Origin of the sequence: Paenibacillus alginolyticus DSM 5050 = NBRC 15375, assembly GCF_000422905.1 — a bacterium.
In the GTDB taxonomy this organism is placed as follows: Bacteria; Bacillota; Bacilli; order Paenibacillales; family NBRC-103111; genus Paenibacillus_E; species Paenibacillus_E alginolyticus.
On sequence record NZ_AUGY01000022.1, the window covers coordinates 25,047 to 48,718 of the forward strand.

A 23,672-nucleotide genomic window follows, 5' to 3' on the forward strand; every position below is an offset into this window, starting at 1 on the left:
TCATGGATGCAAACGGCAATATCTGTTACGGCCTGTATAAGCTTTGTGAAGAGAGGCTTCAACGAACTTATCAGGTTGCTTTATGGTTCCTATTCTTTTTATGCTAATTAGGAGTGGTACAGTCATGGATTTGACAACAGTTTTAGGATTAGTATTGGGTCTTGCAGGTTTAATCGGCGGGTACATGTGGGATGGCGGTCATATTAGTTCATTGATCATCCCGAGTGCCATGCTGATCGTTTTCGGCGGTACCTTTGGTGCAGTAGCCGTCAGCTTTCCGCTCTCTATTTTAGCCAAAATCCCTAAAGCTCTAGGCATTGCCTTCAAAGAAGTAAAAAGAGAGCCGGGGGCAATTATTGATGAACTTGTGGATATGGCTTCGATCGCTCGTCGAGAAGGTGTATTAGCCCTAGAGCAGCGCGCACAGGAGCATACAAATCCATTCCTTAAAGATGGCTTGCTTATGGTGGTGGATGGAACTGATCCCGAGCTGACCAGACAAATTCTGGAGCTTGAAATGGACGCTATTGAGCACCAGGTTAATAATATGTCAAAGGTGTTTGAAGTCGGAGGCGGATATGCGCCAACCATGGGAATTATCGGTACTGTTATGGGGCTTATTCACGTTCTTGGCAATCTCGACGATCCCTCTAGTCTCGGACCTGCGATTGCTGTTGCTTTTACAGCTACCTTATACGGTGTTATGAGCGCCAACTTGGTCTATCTTCCGATTGCTAATAAAATAAAAGTTCGCGGCAAAGAAATGGTTTCCGAAATGGAACTGATGTTAGAAGGAATTCTTGCCCTTCAAGCCGGTGAGAATCCACAGTTAATTAAGAAAAAACTGAATTCCTTCCTCCACGATAAATCAGCGAAGAAAGTCGCAGAGGAGGATGCCGATAATGGCGCGGAGAGGTAAGAAGCACGAGGAACATGTCAATCATGAGAGATGGCTCATTACTTACGCTGATTTAATCACCCTTCTGCTCGTTTTCTTCATTATTATGTATGCTATGAGTAAAGTCGATGTTCAAAAGTATTCCGTTCTTGCCCAAGCCTTAAACATGCAATTCCAGAAAGCTGACTCGGTTTTGGATAAAGGCTTCGGTGTAAGCGGTCAAATGACCCCTAAGCAAGGCGATGCGGACAGTAAGGACAAAGATGCTACCAAGCATAACGTGAACGACCAAAAGGAAGAGAAAGATAAAACAAAGCCGGAAGAAAGTGAAAAAGAGAAGCGCGAGAAGGAGCTCCAAGATCTTTTAAAACAAGTTCAAGCTTATATTAATGATCAGAACCTGGAGGCACAAGTGTCCGCTAGCGATACAGAACGCGGTGTGGCTATCACGTTAAACGACTTATTCCTGTTCGACTTAGGAAAAGCTGATCTGAAGACGGCCTCCTATCCTATTCTGCAAAAGCTCGCTTCACTCATCCCTACTTTGAACAGCAAGGTAAGCATTGAAGGGCATACCGACAACTTGCCGCTAGCTACAGGCAATCCTTTCAAAGATAACTGGGGATTATCATTCGCCCGTTCCCTTTCGGTGCTTCGCTATTTTAGTGATACGGCCAAATTGGATAATAATAAATTTATTGCTACCGCTTATGCCGATACGATGCCAAAAGTAGCCAACACCAGCGATGAGAACCGCAGCAAAAACCGCCGCGTCGAAATCATTGTACTGCGTGATGGGCTATCTCCAACAACAACTGTTAAATAAGCAAAGACCCTTCCTCTTTCAAACAAGAGGATAGGGTCTTTTTTAAATCACATGGATTTCGTCGAATTATTGGATAACAAGCCGGTCAATTTATTTCGCAAATAGGAGAACAGATGCAAGGGTCTTTGCTCTAGGAAATACAATGCATCCTGATCCGGAGCTAAAATAATACCCAATTGATGATGATCGCCAGAGTAAATCGCTCGCTGCAAGAAACGTACCTCACCCTGCTCGTTCAGCACTTCCAGCCTGCAGAAGGCGGAATTCAGCCCCATTGCAATATGCAGATCAGTTTTCGTCTTGATTTTATGACCGTTCACCTTGTGAATGAGTTCGCCCGTTTGAATACCAAGCTCGTGGGCAGGACTGTTTGGCACTACCGACAACACCATAAGACCTCGCTGTGAGTGAACGTAGAACGGCACCAGCTTATCTTCCACCCATTGGTTATACCGAATCAATCCTTCATGTAAAGCTATGCTGAGTACGGCTCCTACAAGCAGAATCGGTGACCAGAAATGAGCTGCAATCGCTGTAACTAATAGGATGATGCCATATAAGTAGAGTAAGCTTGCGCTAAAACGGGCTTGTTTGCGGGGAAGCTTCGATATCGTTAGCTCCGTAAAACCAATCATTGCCGGAAAGGCAAGAAGTGTCCATCCGGATGCGAGGTTTGAACCAAACAGCGTATCCCATGGAAGACCTTGTATACTTCCCCCCGTCATAGGAACGAGCAAGAATAATGGAACAGGCCAGAAACCTTGCAGCTGTTGCCCGCCGATAATTTGCCCTCTTCTTCCCTCAAGGAACAGCGGTGTTGCCATACGTGCCCCTTGAAAACCGACGAGTGTTCCTTCTAGAAGATGAAGTATGGCGACAATGACCAGCAAGGAAGGGATATCCGCGCCAACTACAATGTCCAGAACCGGAATTGCCTCCTGGAGGCTGGTTACATTCGGTATCCACGAAAGAATCACTTGCGCGATTCCCAAAATACCTACCGCATAAGCTAAACAGAAGAATCTAACGCGCATCATCACTAGGATAATCGATAAGACCCACAATAGAATTATTGTGCTCGCTTGAATATTAACACCTACGAAGAGCATAAGTACGGAGGCACTTATACCGCCTAGCCAACCCCAAAGTACGGTTCGCCACGTCTCATTTAATAAAGAATGCAAGCGCGTGTGAAACAGCTTACGCTCCATCTGAATCTGTTTCCGATAATGCAGCACGATAAATAGAATACCTATATAGTAAAAAGGATTCGCAAACAACTGCCCTACAGCCTGCAGCAGTCTGTCCAAGAGTTGAATCAATACATCCATACGAATCTGGGTCTCCTTGTTGAAAAAGAAATAGGAAGGCAGCCGTAGCAACCTTCCTACACTAATTCGACTATTAGAGCCTAACTCCTGCCCATCTTGACGAATTTCCAATATCTGATCCTTATTATTTCCCGATTTGCTTTTGAATTTGCCCAATGGCTGCTTTTAATTGCAAATCGTTTTTCGGCTCACGAATTTGCACCAAAATTGATTTTTCGATTTTAGTCGCTGTTTCCGTGTCAACCTCACCAGTCATTGGTAATCCATTAGTCCGTTGGAATGCTTTAACAGCTGTAACGGTCTTATCATTAAAATAACCATCTGTACGCTCTGGGTTAAAACCAAGACCTGTCAGCATCAGCTGTAGATTCTTCACATCATCGCTTGTCATATCTTGTTTAAGCACACTCTTCTTAGACAGCGGAGCTGCTTTGAAATAACCTGGCTGTTCAACCGGAATATCCGGTTGGATTCCCGTTTTGTGAATCCAGTTGCCATTTGGTGTTAACCATTTGTACACGGTCATTTTAATATTGCTGCCGTCGCCCATTTCCTTCTCGAAAGTCACCTGAACGGTTCCTTTCCCGTAGGAGGTTTCACCAATAATCTTGCTGCCAACCGCTTCTTGGAAGGCTCCAGCCAATATCTCGGAAGCACTCGCACTGCCCTTGTTGATAAGCACAGTAACCGGATAGTTCTTGCCTGAACCCGTTGAAGGTGTCGGCTCCCGCTTGCCATCCCGATTCTCGACCTGGACGATCGGCTTGCCGCTCTTAACGAATGGATTCACGATATCTACGACTACGTTCAACAGACCGCCCGGGTCATTACGCACGTCGATAACAAGCCCTTTCATCCCTTTGGCTTCAAGGCTTTTCAGCTCTTCAGCGAAACGGACGGCCGTATTCGAGGAGAATTGGCGAATCTCAATCTTTCCGATTTGGTCCTGCAGCATTTCGCCATAGACCGTTTCAACGTCAATATTATCTCTGACCACGATGACTTGCACCGGATCACCGGCACCTTGACGAAGTAAATCCAGCTTCGCCTGTGTCCCTTTAGGGCCGCGGATTTTCATGACCGCTTGGTTGAGTGTAAGCCCGTCCAATTTCTCACCATTGACAGAGACAATCACGTCTTTGGATTGAATACCCGCCTTCTCAGCAGGAGATCCCTTGATGGGAGACACGATAACGAATTTACCTTCCTCGATCGAAACCTCTGCCCCTATGCCTTGAAAAGAGGATGTAATACTCTCATCGAACTGCTTCGCTTCCTTCTGGTCCATATACACAGTAAATGGATCTTCCAGAGATTCCAGCATGCCATTGATTGCGCCGTTGACCAACTTATCATGATCCGGCTGCTTCAAATATTTGCTTTCGATCAATTGAAACGTTGTAGAGATTTTACTCAAATCCTTACTCGATAGCCCGGATGAGGTGGCCGTGGATGCAGCTGTACTGCCCGCAGGCTGCTCTTTCCGCCCCCAAGAAAAGGATGAATCCACAATCGTCAGTGTCACGATACTGCTTGCAAACATGGCTAATAATACAAATACTATGACCGTGCGTCCTTTGAATTGCAAAGCGCGTTTCACCACCTTTTTCCTAAGACCCATTTGGGTTCGCCTGTTTGTAGTATATGACAAGCTATTCCCGTTTTATAACCAAGTTCCCTTATCGTAAAAACGGTTTAGGATCAGTTGGAACTTCATTCTTCCTAACTTCAAAATGCAAATGGTTCCCTGTCGATTGACCTGTCGAGCCAACACCGGCAATCTTCTGTCCGCGTTTCACCACATCGCCAACTTTGACATAGATCCCATCATTCATAATATGTCCATATACCGTCCATAACCCATTCCCATGATCCACGATGACGCAATTCCCGTAGCCGTTCATCCATGATGCATAGATGACTGAGCCGTTCTCAGCTGCGAGGATATCCGTTCCTTTGGGTGCTCCCAAATCAATCCCTTTATGGCTCTCTGATCGGCCTGTAACTGGATTGATTCTATTCGTGAAATCGGAAGTAAGCGGTGCTTGAACAGCCAATGGGTAACCCAGTTTCCCACCGGAATAAGTGAAAGGCGACTTCGCATTACTAGCAGCCCGCTTCTTCGCCTGTAGGTCAGCTTCTTGCTTCGCTAATTGTGTAATCTGTTTATCGCTTTCTTCTGAAATATCCTCTAGCACCTTCTCTTGCTTCGTAAGGGAAGCAATCTTAACTTCCTTGGCCTTTTCCTTCGCTTGCAGGTCATCCCTAAGGGCGTCGGCGTCAGCGTAAAGGGTCTTAACCTTCTCAAGCTGCTGCTCCGTATCTGCTTTCTTCTGGGCAACCGTCTCTTTATCTTTCTTATTCGCTACTAGTATCTCTTTATCTTGGTTGACAATAGATTTCAAAGCTTCAATACGGTTCAAGAAATCAGAAAAACTAGTCGCGCTAAGCACCACATCCATGTAGGAAACAAATCCGTTCATGTACATCAGGCGTACACGGGATTTCAGCATATTATCACGAGTCTCAACTCGCGCAACCGCCTCATCCAATTGCTTAGCATTATCCGCTAAAGCAGTAGACACTTGGTCGATTTCCTCATTCAGCTTCGTGAGCTTCTTACTAGCCTCATTCACCTGATTGACAAGCGTATTCATATCCTTGGTCGCCTGGTCCTTCTCCGTCTGGACCTTCGTTATTTGATTCTGCGCGTCATTCGCCTTCTGCTGCGCTTGCGCCTTCATTTTCTTGAGCTGAGTCAACTGCTGATCGATCTTTTCCGTTGTTGAAGCGGCATATCCCGCACAAGGAACCGCCAATGAAGCCGCAATCCCAAGTGTCAACACCACAGGTAGAATCTTCTTCTTCAAGCACGTAGCCTCCCTATCATCAAAACCTGGTTCTTCTCGAGTCTTATACTTTGAATCTCTTAAATTCTTAATCTATGAATCTTTGAAAATATTTTAATATAAATAGAAGCTAAAAAAGCCCGCTTTCAGAACCGAGAAGGTTGGATGAAAATGAGGGCAGGAGGAACGGAGTGTAGCAAGCTACATGAGTACCGCACTGCCCCATTTTCATTCAAGATTCGACGCCGATTAAGCTTCAAGATCAACTTCGTTATCAAAGTGGGCTTGTTTAGCCACCTTTTAGACGCGGAGGAATTTGCGGACTGAGATTAGGGACCCCCAGATTCCGATAACCATGCCAATACCTAACAACAAAGCCGTCATCGTAGGAGCAATCTTCCCGAAAGGTGTTAATTCAACCATAAGCAAATTCAAGTTCAATGAACTTGTGTTAAGCAGTTTCCAGTACCCACCTAGAATAATAGCTGTCGGGATCACAGAGCCAATGAATCCTAGTAGAGCACCTTCTATAAAGAACGGCCAACGAATAAAGGAATTCGTCGCACCCACCAGTTTCATAATTGATATTTCTTTGCGTCTGGCCAAAATCGTAATTTTGATCGTATTCGCGATCAGGAACACGGCGGTAAATGAAAGTAAAATAACGATACCAATCCCGATCCAACGAACAATTTGTGTCACCTTAAATAGGGCTTCCACCGTGCCTTTGCCATAATTCACCTTATAGATGGGCTTTGGATCTTTGCCGATGTTAAGCGCGCTGATTTGATCAGCAACGAAGGCCACATTTCGCGGGTCATTAACTTCGATGGTGAATGCATCGTTTAACGGGTTATTATCCCCTTCAAATCCATCTAACAAAGCTTTACCGCTCTCACCAAGCTTTTGCCTTAAATAAACAAGGCCCTCTTCTTTCGAAACAAACTTGATCGATTTTACCTCATGAATAGCTTGGATTTGAGTTTCGAGCGCCTTCATCTGATCCTGCGAAGTGTTAACCTCCAGGTATACATTAATCTCAACCTGTTTCTCAATCTGACCTGCAATATCATTCACATTAAGGGTAATAAGGACGAAAACACCTAAAATAAATAATGAAATGGCAATCGAACTGATCGACGCGAACGTCATCCAGCCATTCCGAACGACATTCTTCGTACCTTCTCGCAAATGACGAGAAACCGTACTAATCTTCATAACCGTACTCCCCCCGTGCCTGGTCACGAGCAATGAGTCCATGCTCAATCGCAATGACTCGTTTACGCATCGTATTGACGATTTCCTTGTTATGCGTAGCCATGACTATGGTGGTTCCCCGGAAGTTAATTTCCTCCATCAATTTCATGATTCCCCAGGAGGTCTCAGGGTCGAGATTTCCTGTCGGTTCATCGGCGATAATGACGGCTGGATTGTTAATTATTGCCCGGGCAATCGCTACCCGCTGCTGCTCGCCTCCAGAAAGCTGAGAGGGCAGCGAATTCGCTTTATCCTTCAACTTAACAAGCTCGAGCACTTCCATGGTGCGTTTCTTAATCTGCTTCTTAGGTGCCTCGATAACTTCCATAGCGAAAGCCACATTTTCAAAAATATTAAGCTTAGGAAGCAGTCGATAATCCTGGAAAATAACGCCAATATTTCGGCGCACAAAAGGAATTTTACGCTGTTTCAGCTTTTCCAAATTAAAACCGTTCACGAAGATTTGCCCCTTGGTCGGCCTCTCTTCTCTATACATCAACTTCATAAATGTAGATTTACCTGCGCCGGAAGGTCCAACAACATAGACAAACTCGTTGCTGTCCACTTTTACATTAATTCCTCGCAATGCATGAGTGCCGTTGGAGTATGTTTTCCATACGTCCTGCATTTCGATCACAATATCACATCCTAATATAGGGATCTTTGAGCGGAGCTCAAAGTCTCTCTGCTTTGGGATCTTTGAGCCCAGCCCAAAGTCTCTCTGCTTGTAAACATAGCTTTTAACCATTCGACACAAAAGCTGAAATTCCTTTTAAAATAGCTTTGAAATTCCTGTTGAATACTGTCATTATATCATTTTATTAGAGAATATGAGAAATCCAACGCTAGTACTGTCGAACTAGAAAACTATACCATACGAAAAAACCGCCCTGCAAAGGACGGTTCTGTCATTAGTTTTGTTTATTTTTAGGCGGGGCTACACTAGAGCGGACGAGAAGTTCCGCTGGAAGCACCAATTGTTTGGTTACCTGACGACCCTCCAGCATGTCAATAATCATCTGGGCAGATTGATAACCGATTTCATATGGATTTTGGCTAACGGTTGTTAAAGCTGGAGAACAATAGGCGGAGATACTGATGTTGTCGAATCCAGCAACTGAGACATCGCCAGGGATTTGAAGTCCAAGCCCCCGAAGCGCCTGCATCGTCCCAAGAGCCATTAGATCACTTGCGCAAAAAATAGCGGTCACATCAGGACGCTGAGACATAAGTCTGTAGGTAGCGTCACGAGCTCCTTCATCCGAGAACCCCCCGTCGAGAACCAAATCCTCCTCAAACGGAATGCCTGCTTGCTCCAAAGCTTGCTTATAACCATCCAAACGCTTAATGCTGACATCAGCTTGCGCGTGGCCATTCACTAGCGCTACCTTCTTATGGCCCTGTTCAATCAAGAACTGCGTCATCCGAGACGCGCCTTGAATATTATCCGAAGTCACATAACCAACATTGCTGTTTTTAAAAGGAATATCAATCAGTACGCAAGGTAAACTCGAGGTGACGATCTCTTTTAAATAGGGGTCATCCAGTCGAATGCCCATAATAATGACACCATCAACCCCGCGTTCCTGACAAAGCGCTTTGTAGGATTTCGCAGCTTGCTTCTGGGGTGTAGTACTGAATAAGATCAGATCGTAATTCAGCTCCCCCGCCCGGTCGTTCATACCGCAAAGAATTTCAAACGCGATACTATCCTTAGTACTATTACGCGTAATTCCGGATAGCAGCAGTCCGAGTGTCTGTGTTTTTTTGGATATTAGGCTGCGCGCGGCCATATTAGGACTATAACCAAGCTCATTCGCAATGAGCTGAATCTTTTTGCGGGTATCATCATTCACATCATTGTATCCGTTAAGCGCTCGCGATACGGTAGTGACGGACACGCCGGCTTCTCTGGCAATATCTTTTATTGTTATCATATAGTTAGCGTGTTCGCCCCTGTCCAAAACGTTTTGGAATAAATCGATCGGAATTTTTATATAATTCCTATATTAATCTATTCCTCTTCTAGTTTCAATCTTAATTATTGCCTAATGTAAACGCTTAAAAATTTGTTAAAAGGGATTGAAACTGGTTACATCCTTCTGTATAATCAAAATATCAAGTTACCAAAACGTTTCGGAAACATTAAGGCAGTGATTGTTTGAAAGATTGGAAAGAAAATTTAATGGGTTTCGACCCCTTTGATTTTGGTTTCCTTTTCTTTTTATTTGTTTCCGAAACGTTTCGGTAAGAATAATGTAGTAGAAATCATCAAGAATAACAGAGAAAAGGGGTGGCCCGAATGGATTACCGAGTCATTAAGGAGAATGATCTCTTCCTCATGACCGATAAAACCGGCGATATTCCAGCAGGCAATGAAGCAGGACACGGTCTATATACGAAAGATACCCGCTTTCTAAGTGGGCTTGAAATTCGTATTAACGGCAAAAAACCGATTCTGCTTAGTTCTTCCGCAGGAACGAACTATATCGCCACCATTCGTATGACTAATCCTCATATGGAATCGGATGGGCAGTTGATTCTTTGGAGAGAATCTGTCGAACTGGAAAGACAACGATTTATTTACGAAGGCGCTCTATATGAAACCATTGCCTTCACTAACTTTTATCCGAAGCCGGTTGCTTTCGACTTTACAGCTCAATTCGAAAGCGATTTCGCTGACATGTTCGTCGTTCGGGGCTTTCAGAATGGAACTTTCGGTGAAGCGCTCCCTGATGTGATGGAACACCAGAAGCTGGTCAAACGCTACAAAGGAACAGACGGAGTTGAACGTCAGACGCATATTTGTTGGGATCGCAAGGAAACGGTTGTACAGGAAGACAGTACGATAGCCTTCAACTTTGAGCTAGCGCCCAAAGAACGCCAATCCGTTACCTTCTTCATTGCCCCTTATATCGATGGCAAGGGATCTGAGCAAGTCTCTGCCCAACAAGCGATTGAGATGCTGAAAGCTTCCTACCAGGAATGGGACCACAATACCACTTCCATAGAAAGCAATCTTCCCCTATTCAATCACTTGTACGACCGCGGACTTCAGGATTTGCGCGTGCTCCTTACGGACCTTGGGCATGGACGCTTCCCAGTTGCTGGACTGCCTTGGTATGCGGTCCCATTTGGACGGGACAGTTTAATTGCTGCCCTGCAAATGCTGCCCGCAGCACCAAATGTGGCCAAAGGTACATTGCTTACAATGGCCTCCTATCAGGGTACAAAGGAAGATGTTTGGCGGGATGAAGAACCTGGTAAAATTATGCACGAAATTCGCTATGGCGAGCTTGCATTAACGAACCAGATTCCTTTCACACCTTACTACGGAACCATTGATGCAACGCCTCTTTTCCTACTCCTTGCTGCGGAGTATGTGCAATGGACCGGAGATACGGCGCTCATTGAGCAGTTGATGCCGAACATCGAGCAAGCCTTGCACTGGATTGACAATTATGGAGATGCAGATGGTGATCGATTTGTGGAATATTACCAGAAATCATCCAAAGGCATTGCCAACCAAGGTTGGAAAGATTCTGGCGATTCTGTCGTACATAGTAACGGCAATTATGCCAAAGCACCCATTGCGCTCGCTGAAGTGCAAGGGTATGTCTATCATGCGAAGATGAAACTATCTCCTATTCTTCGCCAGTTAGGTAAAGAATCAATGGCCGATGAGCTGGAAAGCTCCGCAGAAGATCTTCGCCAACGCTTCGAATCGAGCTTCTGGATGGAAGAAGAAGGCTTTTACGCAATTGCACTAGATGCTGACAAGAAGCAAGTCCAATCAGTGACAACTAATCCTGGTCATGTCCTCATGTCAGGCATGCTCCAGCCAGACCGCGCTGAATCCGTTGTGCGCCGACTAGTAGCACCTGACATGTTCAGTGGTTATGGCATTCGCACCATGAGCACGGAATCGTCCGGCTACAATCCTATGAGCTATCACGACGGCAGCATTTGGCCGCATGACAACTCCCTTGTATTGCTGGGAATGAGCCGCAGCGGCTTCAAAGCGGAAACCATGCAAGTCATTGAGGGCTTAATGAAGGCATCTGAAAGTTTCGAGTACCATAGACTCCCTGAATTATATTGTGGGTACGACGATTCCATAGGTGAGCCTGTACCTTATCCTGTTGCTTGTTCTCCTCAAGCCTGGGCAGCCGGTACTCCGCTAGTATTTTTGCAGACCATGCTCGGTATCGAGCCCGATACGCTGGGAGGTACCATCCGATTTAATCCCGTATTGCCATCTGGCATGACGGAACTTACCGTCCGCAATATGACCGTGGCGCAAGGCAAGCTGAGCCTACACATTCTGTTTAACCCACAGACGCAGACTGCGGTTGTGAACGTGCTGCACAATACAACAGGGCTTCAAGTGATTCAACATTCATAAATAGCTATTTAAAAAAAGGGAGGCATTTACTCATGAAAAAATGGCTTACTGGCATTTCACTTGCCGCTGTATCATCGATGATCGTAATCTCCGGCTGTGGCAACCCAGCTAACAACGCATCTCCATCCCCATCGACTCCTGCGGCTTCAGCTGCAGCGACTGCGGCAACTAAATCGGCAGAGCCGGTCACGATTACATTGAACGGTTGGGGCTCCAGTCCTGAAGAAACAGCACTGTTTCAACAAGTATTGAAAGATTTCCAAGCCAAACATCCGAACATTACCGTTAAGTTTGACGTTATCGCGGATCAATATATGGATGTCATTAAAACTCGCTTAGTAGGTGGCGAAGGCGCGGATGTATTCTTCCTAGATGCATTTGAAGCCCCTGGCCTGATTGCCAAAAACGTGCTTGAACCGCTTGATGGTTATGTAAAACCTGAGTTTGACGTTGCTGACTTCGAAGCGCCACTTCTGAACGCTTTTAAAGGTAAAGACGGCAAAAGCTATGGCTTCCCGAAAGATACGTCTACACTAGCGCTTTTCTACAATAAGAAAGATTTCGCAGAAGCTGGTATCACTAAGGTTCCTACAACTTGGGAAGAGCTTCAAGATGCAGCCAAAAAGCTGACTAAAGCAGATGGCGGTAAAGTATCCCGCTTCGGATTTGGCGCTGCGCCTGAGCTCGCCCGTCAAATGTTCATGATTCAAGCTGCTGGCGGCAAGGTTTCCGACGATAACGGCAATGCGGCTTACTCATCTCCTGAAGCGTTGAAAGGTCTACAACCGGTAGTTGATATGCACCTGAAAGATAAATCCGCTGGCGAACCGAAGGATCTGGGCGCAGGCTGGGGCGGAGAAATGTTCGGACAGCACAAAGCTTCGATGGTGATCGAAGGAAACTGGGCGATTCCGTACCTGCAAAGCACATTCAAAGATCTTGATTTTGCTACAGCTGAGCTTCCAACCACTTTCGGCAAAAAAGCGACAATGGCTTACACAGTGGCCTATGTAATGAATAAAAGCTCAAAACACAAGCAAGAAGCCTATGAACTTATTTCTTATCTGACTGGTAAAGAAGGCATGAAAACATGGACCAGCAAAGGCTTAGCACTACCTGCTCGTAAATCCGTAGCCAAAGAGCTTGGCTTCGACAAAGATCCGCTGCGCGCTGCATTAGTAGCCGGCAACTCCTACTCCATTCCATGGCAAGCGAAAGAAACGTTGCCGATCATCATGAACAACTTCAACAATCAGTTTATTTCCGCTTATCAAGGTAAAGTAACCCTGGAAGAAGCGCTCAAAAAAGCGCAAGACACCGCTAATAAAGAAATTGCCGCAAGTAAATAACCAAACAAAGCATAGCAGCCGTAAAAGAGGAGAACCTTCCTCTTTTACGGCATTTTACAGGAAAGGGGGAGCTTTGAATGAAACGACGCTGGAACCGCCGCAAATGGCGGGACGTGATTTCTGGATATTTGTTCGTTTCTCCGTCTCTGATTGTGCTTGGCGCCTTCTTTTTACTGCCTATTCTTTACGCAGTTTTCCTCTCTCTGCATAAGGTTGAGCTGCTTGGAGGCATAAGCTACAAATTCATCGGACTTCGCAACTTCGCCCGAATCGCCGATGACGACCGTGCCTGGATCGGGCTCCGTAATACCGTTGAATACGCGTTATATGTCGTTCCCATACAAACGATTGTCGCCATGCTGATGGCGTCCGTATTGAATTCTAAAATTAAATTCCGTAATTTTTTCAGAGTTGTCTACTTTATGCCGACAATCACCTCATCCGCGGTGTTAACCCTCATTTTCATGTGGCTTTACAAATCTGATGGATTACTAAATGATATGCTCAATTTCCTGGGCATGGATAGTTTCAATTGGCTGGGAGACCCAAGCGTCGCCCTTAAAGGCATTATGATCATGAATATATTTTCCACAGCGCCTCAGTTTATGGTTATTTACTTAGCAGCGCTGCAGGATATTCCCGATACGTTATATGAAGCAGCCGAGCTTGATGGCGCAGGAACTTGGCGCAGATTCATCTCGATTACAGTACCTATGCTCAAACCCGTCACTTTCTTCGTGGTGACCATGGGATTGATCGGAACGTTCCAACTTTTTGATCAGGCCTATATATTGTCAAATGGTTCTGGGGGCCCTGATAATTCTACGCTGACCCTTGTTCTATTGATTTATCAATATGCGTTCAAAAACTTGGATATGGGTTACGCATCCGCTTTAGCCTTTATGTTAACTTGCGCAATCATGATTGTGACGCTGATTCAACGCAAGCTTTTCGGCGGCGAAGAGAAATTGAACTAAGAGAGGAGAGACCCTAAATGGAAGCATCCAAAACCCGCACTATAGCGCGCGTATTAACCTATCTCATGCTGATGCTATATGCCGTAATTACCGTTATTCCGTTCTTGTGGGCGCTCTCCGCCTCGTTCAAGACGCTAGCGGAAATCTCTACAACCGGTTTATCTTTTATTCCAGAACATTTTACGCTCGATAATTACAAATATATTTTCACAAGTGAACAAATGTTCCCTCGCTGGTTTTTTAACAGCGTCTTGGTCGGCGTCTCCGTTACCCTGCTCAATCTGCTGCTGAACTCATTAGCCGGGTACTCATTAGCCCGCTTCGACTTTCCCGGCAACAAGCTTATTTTCTTCTTCATCCTTACCATCCTGATGGTACCGGATAAGGTTACGCTTATTCCACAATATCTGATCATTAAGGACTTGGGCTGGCTGAATAGCTTCCGCTCTTTGATTATTCCGGCGGCGGTGCAAGCCACTTATATTTTCATGATGCGTCAGTTTTTCATTAGTTTTCCCAAGGAATTGGAAGAAGCCTCGGAAATGGATGGCATGACACGAATCGGGATGTTCTTCCGGGTTGCACTCCCGCTAGCTGGACCGCCGCTTGCGGCTATGGCCATATTCACCTTCATGGGGTCATGGAATGAATTCTTGAAACCACTGCTCTTTATGTCAGAGCGCTCGATGTTCACACTTCCGCTAGGGTTGAATACATTCAAAGGCCAGTACATCTCGTACTGGAACTACATCATGGCAGCGTCGATGATCTTCACCCTGCCAGCCCTGCTTGTTTATGTATTCGGAAATAAATTTTTCATCAAAGGAATTACATTTACAGGGACGAAATAATGCTATATTTGAAAAACCGTTGGATCATGTCTATCATGTCCGGCGGTTTTTTGTTCTCCTAGGCTGCTAGATAATCCCCTGACAAGTACTAAAACTCCTTAGCTAGCGATACATATAGTAGTACAGGCATTCTGTGCCTGAACCGCTTGTATCTGAGCGTAAAGGAGCCGCTGTACATGCCAAACCAAATTAGAAAAGTGATCTTCTATGCGTCTATCTTCCTAGGCTTACTAAGTGCGTTTTGCATTGCTCTATATATCTATGGATCTCAACTTACATTTCCTGCAGGGTTCACCGTTGCCGGCTGGCGGGTTGAAGGAATGCCCTATGATAAATTTCAACAAGAATACGAAAAGCGCCTACAGCTGCTCTCCTCCTATCCCGTTCAATTGCAATCCTCCCGTTCGAATATTCCTAATAAACAACTGTCACTTGGACAACTAGGTGTTGAGTATCAAAAGGAAACCCTAGCTCGTTCACTTGGGCAGCTATTTGGAGGCTCGCCGATAGAACGTATAAAAGCTCGCTGGACGCTGCGTCATGTAGATATACCACTAGAGGTCACTGTCAATCAAGCGCAGCTAAACACCGTAGTCAAAGAAGCTTGGAAAGACCTCTACAGCCTTCAGCCAGTTGCCGCCAAACGAATTGTAACCAATGAAGATTTACTAGCTTTCGAGCCCGAACGTAAAGTGCTGAGAATTGATACGGCCCATTTGCTTGAACACTTGAAAGAAGTTGCCCCATCCATTGCCTATATTCACAACGCCGCTCCTATTACTCTGTCTTTGCCTTTATACGAGCAGGGCCCTGCAACAACGGTCGAAACATTGAAGCATCAGGGCATCGATCGCAAAATCTCGGAATTTATGACCTCATTTCCCCCGTCGGGCGAAGGGAGAATTTACAATATACGCTCCACAGCCGCCTCTATTCAGGATTATCTAATGGCTCCAGGAGAGACCTTCGACTACAGCAAGATTATTGAAAAAACGGAAGCCCAATTCGGCTATAAGGAAGCACCAGTCATTCTAAATGGCAAGCTTGTGCCAGGCATTGGAGGCGGCATTTGCCAAGTATCTACAACGCTTTACAATGCAGTACTGCGGAGCGGTCTCGACATTGTTGAACGGCGTAATCATTCACTCCCTGTTAGCTATGTTGCGCTCGGCCAAGATGCCACTTTCGCCAGCGGTTATATTAACTTCAAATTCCGCAACAACACAGATGCCTATCTATTGATACGAACCATAACAACAGATCAAGCCGTCACTGTGAAGCTTTTCGGTCATATGTCGCCATCCATTACCTACGACATCAATTCCAACATTGTAGAAACTATTCAACCACCGGTTAAATACTTGCAAAATTCCAGCCTGAAACCTGGCGTTACACGCCCTATTAGCACCGGCAAGGTCGGCTACAAGGTAGAGACGTATCGCATCAAAAGAGAAAATGGTACAATTGTCAGTAAAGAGTTAATCTCGAAGGATCAGTATTCTCCAGTGCCTACCATCATCGCTGCCAACCGGAGCGACATCAAGTCAGATGAAATCAATCCCTCAACGCCAGAGCAGCCCATCCTTGAAGATGGCGTGAAAGGACCGGTTAACCGGTAATAGATAGAGGCTTCTGCCTCTTTTGCGAATAGGAAAGGTCATGTGACTGTAGTTACTAGGTCATTATGACTTTTTTCTATTATGATAGGAATATGAAATAGCACACAAGGAGGCTAGACGATGAGCAAAATCGATTACTTCAAAGAACTAAACTATCGACTGCGTGGACTTCCCGAGAAGGAGCGCCAAAATATATTGTCTGTTTATGAAGAATTGTTTCAGAAAGCCATTGAAAATGGCAAGCAAGAGGATGATGTTGCACAGTCTCTCGGCTATCCTCGAGTTCCTAACTGGGACGCTCAAAAGGAGACGCCAAGTACAGAGCAGGAGCCTTCCAAAAGCACGTCCAGCGAACGGGTAGAGAAATCTTATCCCAGACCTGAACCGACTGCGGCGCCTAAGCAAGCTCCCGAAACTAGGGGCTATCCGCCTTATACGCATCCACAGGGCACGAATCCTTATATGAATCCCAATCCATACCCTTATCCGGTTAAACAGGAGTCGAGTATTAAGGCGATCATCGTAAGTATTATGCTTGGATTTTTTAATCTAATATTCGTTGTTGGTCCATGGTTCGGTGTTCTCGCCGCATTAATTGCGTTATTCGTTGCGGGCTTTGCGCTCATCATCGCACCAATAGTCGGCATTCTTGGCAGCATCACGGGATCATCCAGCAGCGACCTGACGTTCATTGGATTTGCACTGCTAGCTTGCTTTGGTTTAGGCATCATTCTGACAACGCTTGGTTCTTTGTTGTTCAAACAATTCTTCAAACTCAGCTGGATGTACATCCGATTCAATGCCAAATTGATTAAGGGGGCTTAAGCTATGAAACGTGGCGTCAAATTTTTCTTACTGCTCGGCTTTGCCTGCCTTGGGGTCGGCCTTATTGGAGCAGCTGTTTCTTCTAAAGATGTCGATTGGAGTGCAGGTGTCACAAATATTGATATCGAAAAGAAGATTCCGGCAGCCAATATTGATACATTAATCATTCAAAATGACATCTCCGGGGTAACCTTTATCCCAAGTAACTCCGATGAAATTAAAGTGCATCTCGTAGGAACAGTTGGAGAGCAAACTGCTAGAAGCTGCACCATTGATGCGGCAACAGAAGGAAGCAATGTATGGCGAGTAGACGTATGTACACAGAAGAAACCACAAATTAATTTCGGTTTCAATTTGACAGATTTGAAAGCACTGATCAATAACCATGGTTTCCGATTACGAACAGAAGTCACACTTCCAGAAAAAATGTACAAAGCTATCACGGTTTCCTCGGATACGGGGGGCATCAACTTCAAAGAAGTAAAAGCCGACAAGCTTACAGTCACCACAGATACAGGCGGCATTTCCATTGATCGTTACGAAGGGAAGCAGCTCAATCTTCAAACAGATACGGGGCGTATCAACGTAGAGGACGGGCAAGGTGATGTCAAGATGAAAACAGATACAGGCAGCATTACAGCTAAGCTGCATGATATCGGAGATTCCGTATCGCTTCAATCCGACACTGGCTCGATTCGTCTTCAGCTCGATCCTACTCCAAAAGGTGCAAGTTTCGATCTGAGAACAGACACAGGCAGCGTCAATCTGGAAATACCTGGTGTTAATGTACAAAAGACCGATCACAATGCCGCAAAGGGTACCATTGGTGATGGCAGCAAAAAAGTAACGGTACGGGCAGATACAGGATACATCTCTGTTACCGGTAAATAAGAAAAAGCCTTCAAGACCATCAGAATTGGTTTTGAAGGCTTTTTATCGACCAAAAAGGAGCTAGCGAGGATTCTCGTTTATTCGTTTACTTGCTTTTTTCTAAATAAACTTGCAACCACTCGTTCGACTGTGCCAGTACTTGCTCAGCGCGAGCAATCGCCTCTGTCACTTGGTTGCTGGCCGTTCCGCCGTAGACATTACGCGCGTTAACCACTTGCTCAGGTTGTAACACCTGATAAATATCGGACTCGAATAGGCTTGAGAAGGTTTTGAACTCCTCGATGCTCATATCGAGCAGGTATTTTTTGTTTTGGATGCAGTACAGCACGGTTTTGCCAATCACTTCGTGCGCCTGACGGAAAGGCAATCCCTTGTTCACAAGGTAATCGGCGATATCCGTTGCGTTTGAGAAATCTTGGTTCACTGCTTGTCTCATGCGATCCGAGTTTACTTTCATCGTAGCAACCATAGGAGCGAATAATTGAAGCGCGCCCTGCAGGGTGCGAACCGTATCGAACATGCCTTCTTTGTCTTCCTGCATGTCCTTGTTGTAAGCCAGCGGCAGCGACTTGAGCACGGTCATCAGACCGAACAAGTTGCCATAGACGCGGCCGGTTTTGCCTCGGACGAGCTCCGCCACGTCCGGGTTCTTCTTCTGCGGCATGATCGAGCTGCCGGTGCAGAAAGCATCATCGAGTTCGATGAACGCGAACTCGGTCGAGGACCAGAGCACCATTTCCTCGCTGAAGCGAGAAAGGTGCATCATGATCATGGACGCGTTAGAGAGGAACTCCAGGATGAAATCGCGGTCGCTGACCGCATCCAGGGAGTTCTCGTACACGCGTCCGAACCCGAGCTGCTCCGCCACGAAATGGCGGTCGATCGGGAAGGTCGTGCCGGCGAGCGCGCCAGCGCCGAGCGGCAGCATGTCTACGCGCTTGTAGCTGTCCTGCAAGCGCTCAAGGTCACGTTGGAACATGCTGACGTAAGCCATCATGTGATGCGCGAACAGAATCGGCTGCGCACGCTGCAGATGCGTATACCCCGGGATAATTGTATCCAAATTATCCTTCGCTTTCTCAAGCAAAGCCTCCTGCAGTTTGATCAGCAGGCCAACGAACTCGACCACCCGCTTGCGCAGGTAGAGATGCATGTCCGTTGCCACTTGATCGTTACGGCTGCGGCCGGTGTGCAGCTTGCCGCCGACAGGGCCGATCAAATCGATTAAGGTTTTCTCGATATTCATATGAATATCTTCATTCTGAATCGTGTATTCCAGCTCGCCACGGCGAATCATGCCTTGCACAGCCAGCAAGCCATCTTTGATTTTCTCGACATCATCCGCAGGCAGAATGCCGCACTTGCCAAGCATCGTCACATGCGCTAGGCTGCCTTCGATATCTTCCTCGGCAAGCTCTTTGTCAAACGTAATCGATGCGGTATATTCTTCGACCAATTGGTCGGTTTTCTTCGTAAATCGTCCACCCCAAAGCTTAGACACCGTGCATGGCTCCTCTCGTATTAACATAATATAGGGATCTTTGAGCGGCGCTCAAAGTCTCTCTGCTCGACAAACGTGGCCTGTAGAAACTCCTATTTAGCATAACTGAACTCGTTTTGGACTCATAAAGACTCTTATTTCACTTAAACAACCGCTATCCGTTGAAATAGCAGCCCCTAGAGGCTGCTATTTCCCTTCACCATTGGTCTTTCGGCAGATGTTTACCTACAGCGAGTAAACCAATCTGCGTTCTCAAACAGCAATTACTTCTTAGCGTTTTGTTCTACGCCGGAAGATACTTTCAGACGAAGCGCGTTCAAGCGAATGAAGCCAGTTGCGTCGCCTTGATCATAAGCTTTAGTAGGATCTGCTTCCATCGTAGCGATATCCGGATTGTAAAGGGATACTGGACTTTTCACACCAGCGCCCATGACGTTGCCTTTATATAGCTTTAGACGAACAGTACCTGTTACGTTCTTTTGGCTTTCTCCCACAAGTGCTTGAATCGCCAAACGCTCAGGTGCGAACCAGAAGCCGTTGTAGACTAAAGTCGCATATTTCGTAATGAGGGAATCACGAAGGTGCATGACATCGCGGTCCATCGTGAGGGATTCCATTTTGCGGTGAGCGGTGAAAAGGATCGTACCGCCCGGAGTCTCGTACACGCCGCGGCTCTTCATGCCGACGAAACGGTTCTCGACCATGTCTACACGGCCAATACCATGCTTGCCGCCGATTTCATTCAAAGTTTCCATAACTTGAAGTGGGGACAACTTATTGCCATTGATGGCTACGCAGTCACCTTTGTCGAACTCAAGCTCGATGTACTCCGCTTGATCCGGCGCATCTTCTGGAGCTACGCTCAAGACGTACATGCCTTTGTTCTCGTCAGATGCAGCATCGAACCAAGGATCTTCCAACATGCCGCTCTCGAATGAGATGTGCAGCAAGTTGCGATCCGTCGAATACGGCTTCGCCGCAGATGCCGTAACCGGAATGCCGTGTTTCTCGGCATAAGCGATCATCTCTGCGCGACCTGGGAACTCCTCGCGGAACTGCTCTAGACGCCAAGGCGCGATAACGGACAGCTCAGGCGCCAACGCCGCTGCTGTCAGCTCGAAGCGCACTTGGTCGTTTCCTTTGCCGGTTGCGCCGTGAGCAATCGCTGTTGCGCCTTCAGCGCGAGCGATCTCGACCATGCGCTTCGCGATCAACGGACGAGCAATCGACGTGCCGAGCAGGTATTGCCCTTCATATAGAGCACCCGCTTGGAACATCGGGTTGATGAAATCCTTCGCGAACTCTTCGCGCAGGTCGTCGATGTAGATCTTGGATGCTCCGGTTTGGAGCGCTTTTTCTTCCAGACCGTCCAGCTCATCCTTTTGCCCAATATCCGCTGTGAAAGCAATAATTTCCGCATCGTAAGTCTCTTTTAACCATTTGAGGATAACCGATGTATCCAATCCGCCGGAATAGGCGAGAACGATTTTTTCCTTAGCCATGTCTACTAATCTCTCCGTTTCTATGTCTGCTGCGAATTATTAATAATTATATCATTGTCGCGGCCATAATGGCCTTTTGCGCATGAAGACGATTCTCTGCTTGGTCAAAAATAATGGAATTCGGGCCATCGATGACGCCCTCGCTCACTTCTTCCCCGCGATGTGCAGGCAAGCAGTGCATGAACAGGTAATCCGATTTGGCATGCTTCACAAGCGCCTCGTTGATTTGGAAGTTCTTGAAAGCAATCTCCCGCTCCTGCTGCTCAGCCTCAAAGCCCATGCTTGCCCAAACGTCCGTGTAGACGATGTCCGCATTTTCAATCGCTTCGCGTGGATCGCGAGTAAGGAGGACACTGCCTCCGGTTTGCGCTGCGTTTTCCTTAGAAATCTGAATGACTTCCTTATCAGGATCGTAGCCTTCCGGCGAGGCAATCGCGAAATTCATTCCCAATTTGCTTGCACCCATCATGAGGGAATGCACCATATTGTTGCCATCTCCGATGTAGGCGACTTTGAGACCTTTCAAACGGCCTTTTTTCTCCAGAACCGTCTGATAATCCGCCATCACCTGGCAAGGGTGGGCATAATCCGTCAATCCATTAATAACCGGTACCGTTGATCCACGTGCAAGGTCAATCACTTTGCGGTGTTCGTACGTGCGAATCATGATGCCATCCAGGTAACGGGACAGTGTTTGCGCAGTATCCCAAACAGTTTCACCGCGACCAAGCTGCAGATCATTTTTGCTAAGGAAAAGAGCCTGACCCCCTAGCTGGTACATCCCCACTTCAAAGGAAACTCGCGTACGCGTCGAGGATTTCTCAAAAATCATTCCCAGCGTCTTACCAGCGAGCACAGCATGCGGCTCTCTAGCTTTCTGTTTACGTTTAAGCTCAATCGCATAGTGAATCAAATATTCAATTTCTTCTGATGTATAATCAACTAAAGCAAGAAAATCCTTGCCCTTCAACTGAGCAGCCAGTTCTTCCTGTACAGCCATATTCATGTTATCCAACCTCTCTAAACGGAACTTTTACTAGACGCTGCTGATGGTTGATGCCTTCTGGGAGAGGACACTGCACACCACATCTAGGGCTTGATCTAAATCTTCTTGCGGTATAGTCAAAGCGGGCACCAGACGAATAACGTTCGGCCCTGCCGGAATGACGAGTACACCTTGCTTATGAATTTCGCTAATGATTTCACCTGCTGGCTGAGTGCATTCGATCCCGATGAGGAGACCAATGCCGCGAATATTGCTGATAAGCGGATTGCCTGCAAGCTTGCTCTCCAGCTTATTCACCGTGTATGCACCTAATTCCGCAGCGCGCTCTGGCAGTTTATTCGAGATAATCGTGTCCACAGCCGCATATCCTGCAGCCGTAGCAATCGGCGTTCCACCAAAGGTTGAACCATGGCTTCCAGCGCTGAAGGCTTCAGCCAAGAACGCTTTGCCTAACATCGCACCGATCGGAAACCCTCCACCAAGGCCTTTGGCCAATGTGAAAATATCCGGCTCCACCCCATAATGCTCATAGGCAAAAAGCTTACCCGTACGTCCTACGCCCGTCTGGATTTCATCCACGATCAAAAGCAAATTCTCTTGCTTGCAAAGCTCTGCAATTTGTTTCACGAACTCCGGATCAGCCGGCAGCACGCCGCCTTCCCCTTGCACCATCTCCAGCATGATGGCACAAGTATGCTCATTAACTAAACTGCGGACAGCCTCGATATCGTTATAAGGCGCATAGACGAAGCCGCCAGGAAGCGGATGGAAGCCTTCCTTCACTTTATCCTGCCCTGTAGCGGTCAAAGTCGCCAGCGTACGTCCGTGGAACGACATGTTGAACGTGATAATCTCGTACCGACCATTGTTCAAAACCTTCTGGTTATAGCGGCGTGCCAGCTTAATTGCAGCCTCATTCGCTTCCGCACCAGTGGAACAGAAGAATACCGCGTCTGCACAGCTATTATCTGTGAGTAGAGTGGCCAGCTTCTCCTGATTCGGAATATGGAAAAGATTGCTCACATGCCATACTTGATCGAGCTGTTCAATCAACTTCTCCTTCACCGCTTGAGGCGCGTGCCCGAGGTTCGTCACCGCGATCCCGCTCATCAAGTCGATGTATTCCTTGCCTGTATCATCCCACAGTCGGCTGCCCTCACCCTTTACTAGTGTGATTGGATATCTTGCATAGGTTGGAAATAACGAGCTTTTTCCCGTTTCAGTCATGTACATTCCCTCCTTAAAGTTTGTGGTTTAACCCATTAGTTCTAACTTGTGCCAAGCTAAATAAAGACAAATCACTGCAGCTGCATATAAAATAATAGCTGTTGTTCGATTTCTTCGCATTTTCATCCCGTATGCAATGAAAAAGATAGCTGCCGCTAATTTGGAAAAGCCTTGATAAGCTGGATCATTCGAAAAGTAAGAATTGCTAAAAATAATCGCAACAAGCAAGGTTGTCGAAATCAATATTTTAAACCATACAGGCTCTCTTAGGAATTGCTTAAACATAAAAGTAATCCGCTGCATGACAGATACCTCCGTTCAAGAAACCTTTGATTTTTGAATGGTAACGATGTTTTTC

Annotated in this window: 20 protein-coding genes; 9 read left to right on the plus strand and 11 right to left on the minus strand. The window is 46.4% G+C overall.

What is annotated here, in order from left to right; all coding sequences use genetic code 11:
* The first annotated feature begins 124 nt into the window (after positions 1 to 124).
* Together G519_RS0111880 and G519_RS0111885 are read left to right on the plus strand one after the other, a co-directional pair.
* Entirely contained in the window at positions 125 to 919 is a 795-nt protein-coding gene (locus G519_RS0111880) for a flagellar motor protein (RefSeq protein ID WP_029194871.1), read from the plus strand.
* Entirely contained in the window at positions 903 to 1,724 is an 822-nt protein-coding gene (locus G519_RS0111885; protein WP_029194872.1) for an OmpA/MotB family protein, read from the plus strand. The genes G519_RS0111880 and G519_RS0111885 overlap by 17 nt, the downstream gene beginning before the upstream one ends.
* Before the next feature lie 47 nt (positions 1,725 to 1,771).
* Here G519_RS0111885 and G519_RS0111890 read toward each other — a convergent pair whose 3' ends face one another.
* The 6 genes from G519_RS0111890 to G519_RS0111915 all read right to left on the minus strand — a co-directional run bounded on the left by G519_RS0111890 (position 1,772) and on the right by G519_RS0111915 (position 9,098).
* A complete protein-coding gene (locus G519_RS0111890; RefSeq protein ID WP_029194873.1) occupies positions 1,772 to 3,055 on the minus strand; it encodes a PDZ domain-containing protein in 1,284 nt (427 codons plus the stop codon).
* A 124-nt stretch (positions 3,056 to 3,179) separates the two neighbouring features.
* Positions 3,180 to 4,643, minus strand: coding sequence for a S41 family peptidase (locus tag G519_RS0111895; RefSeq protein ID WP_029194874.1), 1,464 nt, complete (start codon positions 4,641 to 4,643; stop codon positions 3,180 to 3,182).
* 91 nt (positions 4,644 to 4,734) lie between these two features.
* The gene (locus G519_RS0111900; protein ID WP_029194875.1) at positions 4,735 to 5,925 is read right to left on the minus strand and encodes a murein hydrolase activator EnvC family protein; all 1,191 of its coding nucleotides are present in this window, start codon (positions 5,923 to 5,925) and stop codon (positions 4,735 to 4,737) included.
* Between the two features lie 279 nt (positions 5,926 to 6,204).
* Positions 6,205 to 7,122, minus strand: a complete 918-nt coding sequence (gene ftsX / locus G519_RS0111905) for a permease-like cell division protein FtsX (protein WP_029194876.1) — start codon at positions 7,120 to 7,122, stop codon at positions 6,205 to 6,207.
* Positions 7,112 to 7,798: a cell division ATP-binding protein FtsE gene (gene ftsE / locus G519_RS0111910; protein WP_029194877.1), complete on the minus strand. Its 687-nt coding sequence runs from the start codon at positions 7,796 to 7,798 to the stop codon at positions 7,112 to 7,114. Before ftsE ends, ftsX begins: the two co-directional genes overlap by 11 nt.
* 274 nt (positions 7,799 to 8,072) lie before the next feature.
* Positions 8,073 to 9,098 (minus strand): LacI family DNA-binding transcriptional regulator, encoded by a 1,026-nt coding sequence (locus tag G519_RS0111915; protein ID WP_029194878.1) that lies wholly within the window; start codon positions 9,096 to 9,098, stop codon positions 8,073 to 8,075.
* A 365-nt stretch (positions 9,099 to 9,463) separates the two neighbouring features.
* Here G519_RS0111915 and G519_RS0111920 point away from each other — a divergent pair, with 365 nt between their 5' ends.
* The 7 genes from G519_RS0111920 to G519_RS0111950 all read left to right on the plus strand — a co-directional run bounded on the left by G519_RS0111920 (position 9,464) and on the right by G519_RS0111950 (position 18,078).
* The gene (locus tag G519_RS0111920) at positions 9,464 to 11,566 is read left to right on the plus strand and encodes an amylo-alpha-1,6-glucosidase (RefSeq protein ID WP_029194879.1); all 2,103 of its coding nucleotides are present in this window, start codon (positions 9,464 to 9,466) and stop codon (positions 11,564 to 11,566) included.
* A gap of 32 nt (positions 11,567 to 11,598) precedes the next feature.
* Positions 11,599 to 12,915, plus strand: coding sequence for an ABC transporter substrate-binding protein (locus G519_RS0111925; RefSeq protein ID WP_029194880.1), 1,317 nt, complete (start codon positions 11,599 to 11,601; stop codon positions 12,913 to 12,915).
* A gap of 77 nt (positions 12,916 to 12,992) precedes the next feature.
* Entirely contained in the window at positions 12,993 to 13,892 is a 900-nt protein-coding gene (locus G519_RS0111930) for a carbohydrate ABC transporter permease (RefSeq protein ID WP_029194881.1), read from the plus strand.
* A 17-nt stretch (positions 13,893 to 13,909) separates the two neighbouring features.
* Positions 13,910 to 14,743, plus strand: coding sequence for a carbohydrate ABC transporter permease (locus G519_RS0111935; protein ID WP_029194882.1), 834 nt, complete (start codon positions 13,910 to 13,912; stop codon positions 14,741 to 14,743).
* Between the two features lie 176 nt (positions 14,744 to 14,919).
* Positions 14,920 to 16,362 (plus strand): VanW family protein, encoded by a 1,443-nt coding sequence (locus G519_RS0111940; RefSeq protein ID WP_029194883.1) that lies wholly within the window; start codon positions 14,920 to 14,922, stop codon positions 16,360 to 16,362.
* Between the two features lie 120 nt (positions 16,363 to 16,482).
* Positions 16,483 to 17,187, plus strand: a complete 705-nt coding sequence (locus tag G519_RS0111945) for a DUF1700 domain-containing protein (protein WP_029194884.1) — start codon at positions 16,483 to 16,485, stop codon at positions 17,185 to 17,187.
* Positions 17,188 to 17,190: 3 nt separating this feature from the next.
* Positions 17,191 to 18,078, plus strand: a complete 888-nt coding sequence (locus tag G519_RS0111950; protein ID WP_029194885.1) for a DUF4097 family beta strand repeat-containing protein — start codon at positions 17,191 to 17,193, stop codon at positions 18,076 to 18,078.
* 85 nt (positions 18,079 to 18,163) lie between these two features.
* Here G519_RS0111950 and argH read toward each other — a convergent pair whose 3' ends face one another.
* The 5 genes from argH to G519_RS0111975 all read right to left on the minus strand — a co-directional run bounded on the left by argH (position 18,164) and on the right by G519_RS0111975 (position 23,617).
* Positions 18,164 to 19,579 (minus strand): argininosuccinate lyase, encoded by a 1,416-nt coding sequence (gene argH, locus G519_RS0111955; RefSeq protein ID WP_029194886.1) that lies wholly within the window; start codon positions 19,577 to 19,579, stop codon positions 18,164 to 18,166.
* A gap of 263 nt (positions 19,580 to 19,842) precedes the next feature.
* The gene (locus G519_RS0111960; RefSeq protein ID WP_029194887.1) at positions 19,843 to 21,081 is read right to left on the minus strand and encodes an argininosuccinate synthase; all 1,239 of its coding nucleotides are present in this window, start codon (positions 21,079 to 21,081) and stop codon (positions 19,843 to 19,845) included.
* A 46-nt stretch (positions 21,082 to 21,127) separates the two neighbouring features.
* Positions 21,128 to 22,087, minus strand: a complete 960-nt coding sequence (gene argF / locus G519_RS0111965; protein ID WP_029194888.1) for an ornithine carbamoyltransferase — start codon at positions 22,085 to 22,087, stop codon at positions 21,128 to 21,130.
* 30 nt (positions 22,088 to 22,117) lie between these two features.
* Positions 22,118 to 23,314: an acetylornithine transaminase gene (locus tag G519_RS0111970; RefSeq protein ID WP_029194889.1), complete on the minus strand. Its 1,197-nt coding sequence runs from the start codon at positions 23,312 to 23,314 to the stop codon at positions 22,118 to 22,120.
* Between the two features lie 27 nt (positions 23,315 to 23,341).
* Positions 23,342 to 23,617 (minus strand): hypothetical protein, encoded by a 276-nt coding sequence (locus G519_RS0111975; RefSeq protein ID WP_029194890.1) that lies wholly within the window; start codon positions 23,615 to 23,617, stop codon positions 23,342 to 23,344.
* Positions 23,618 to 23,672: the final 55 nt, after the last annotated feature.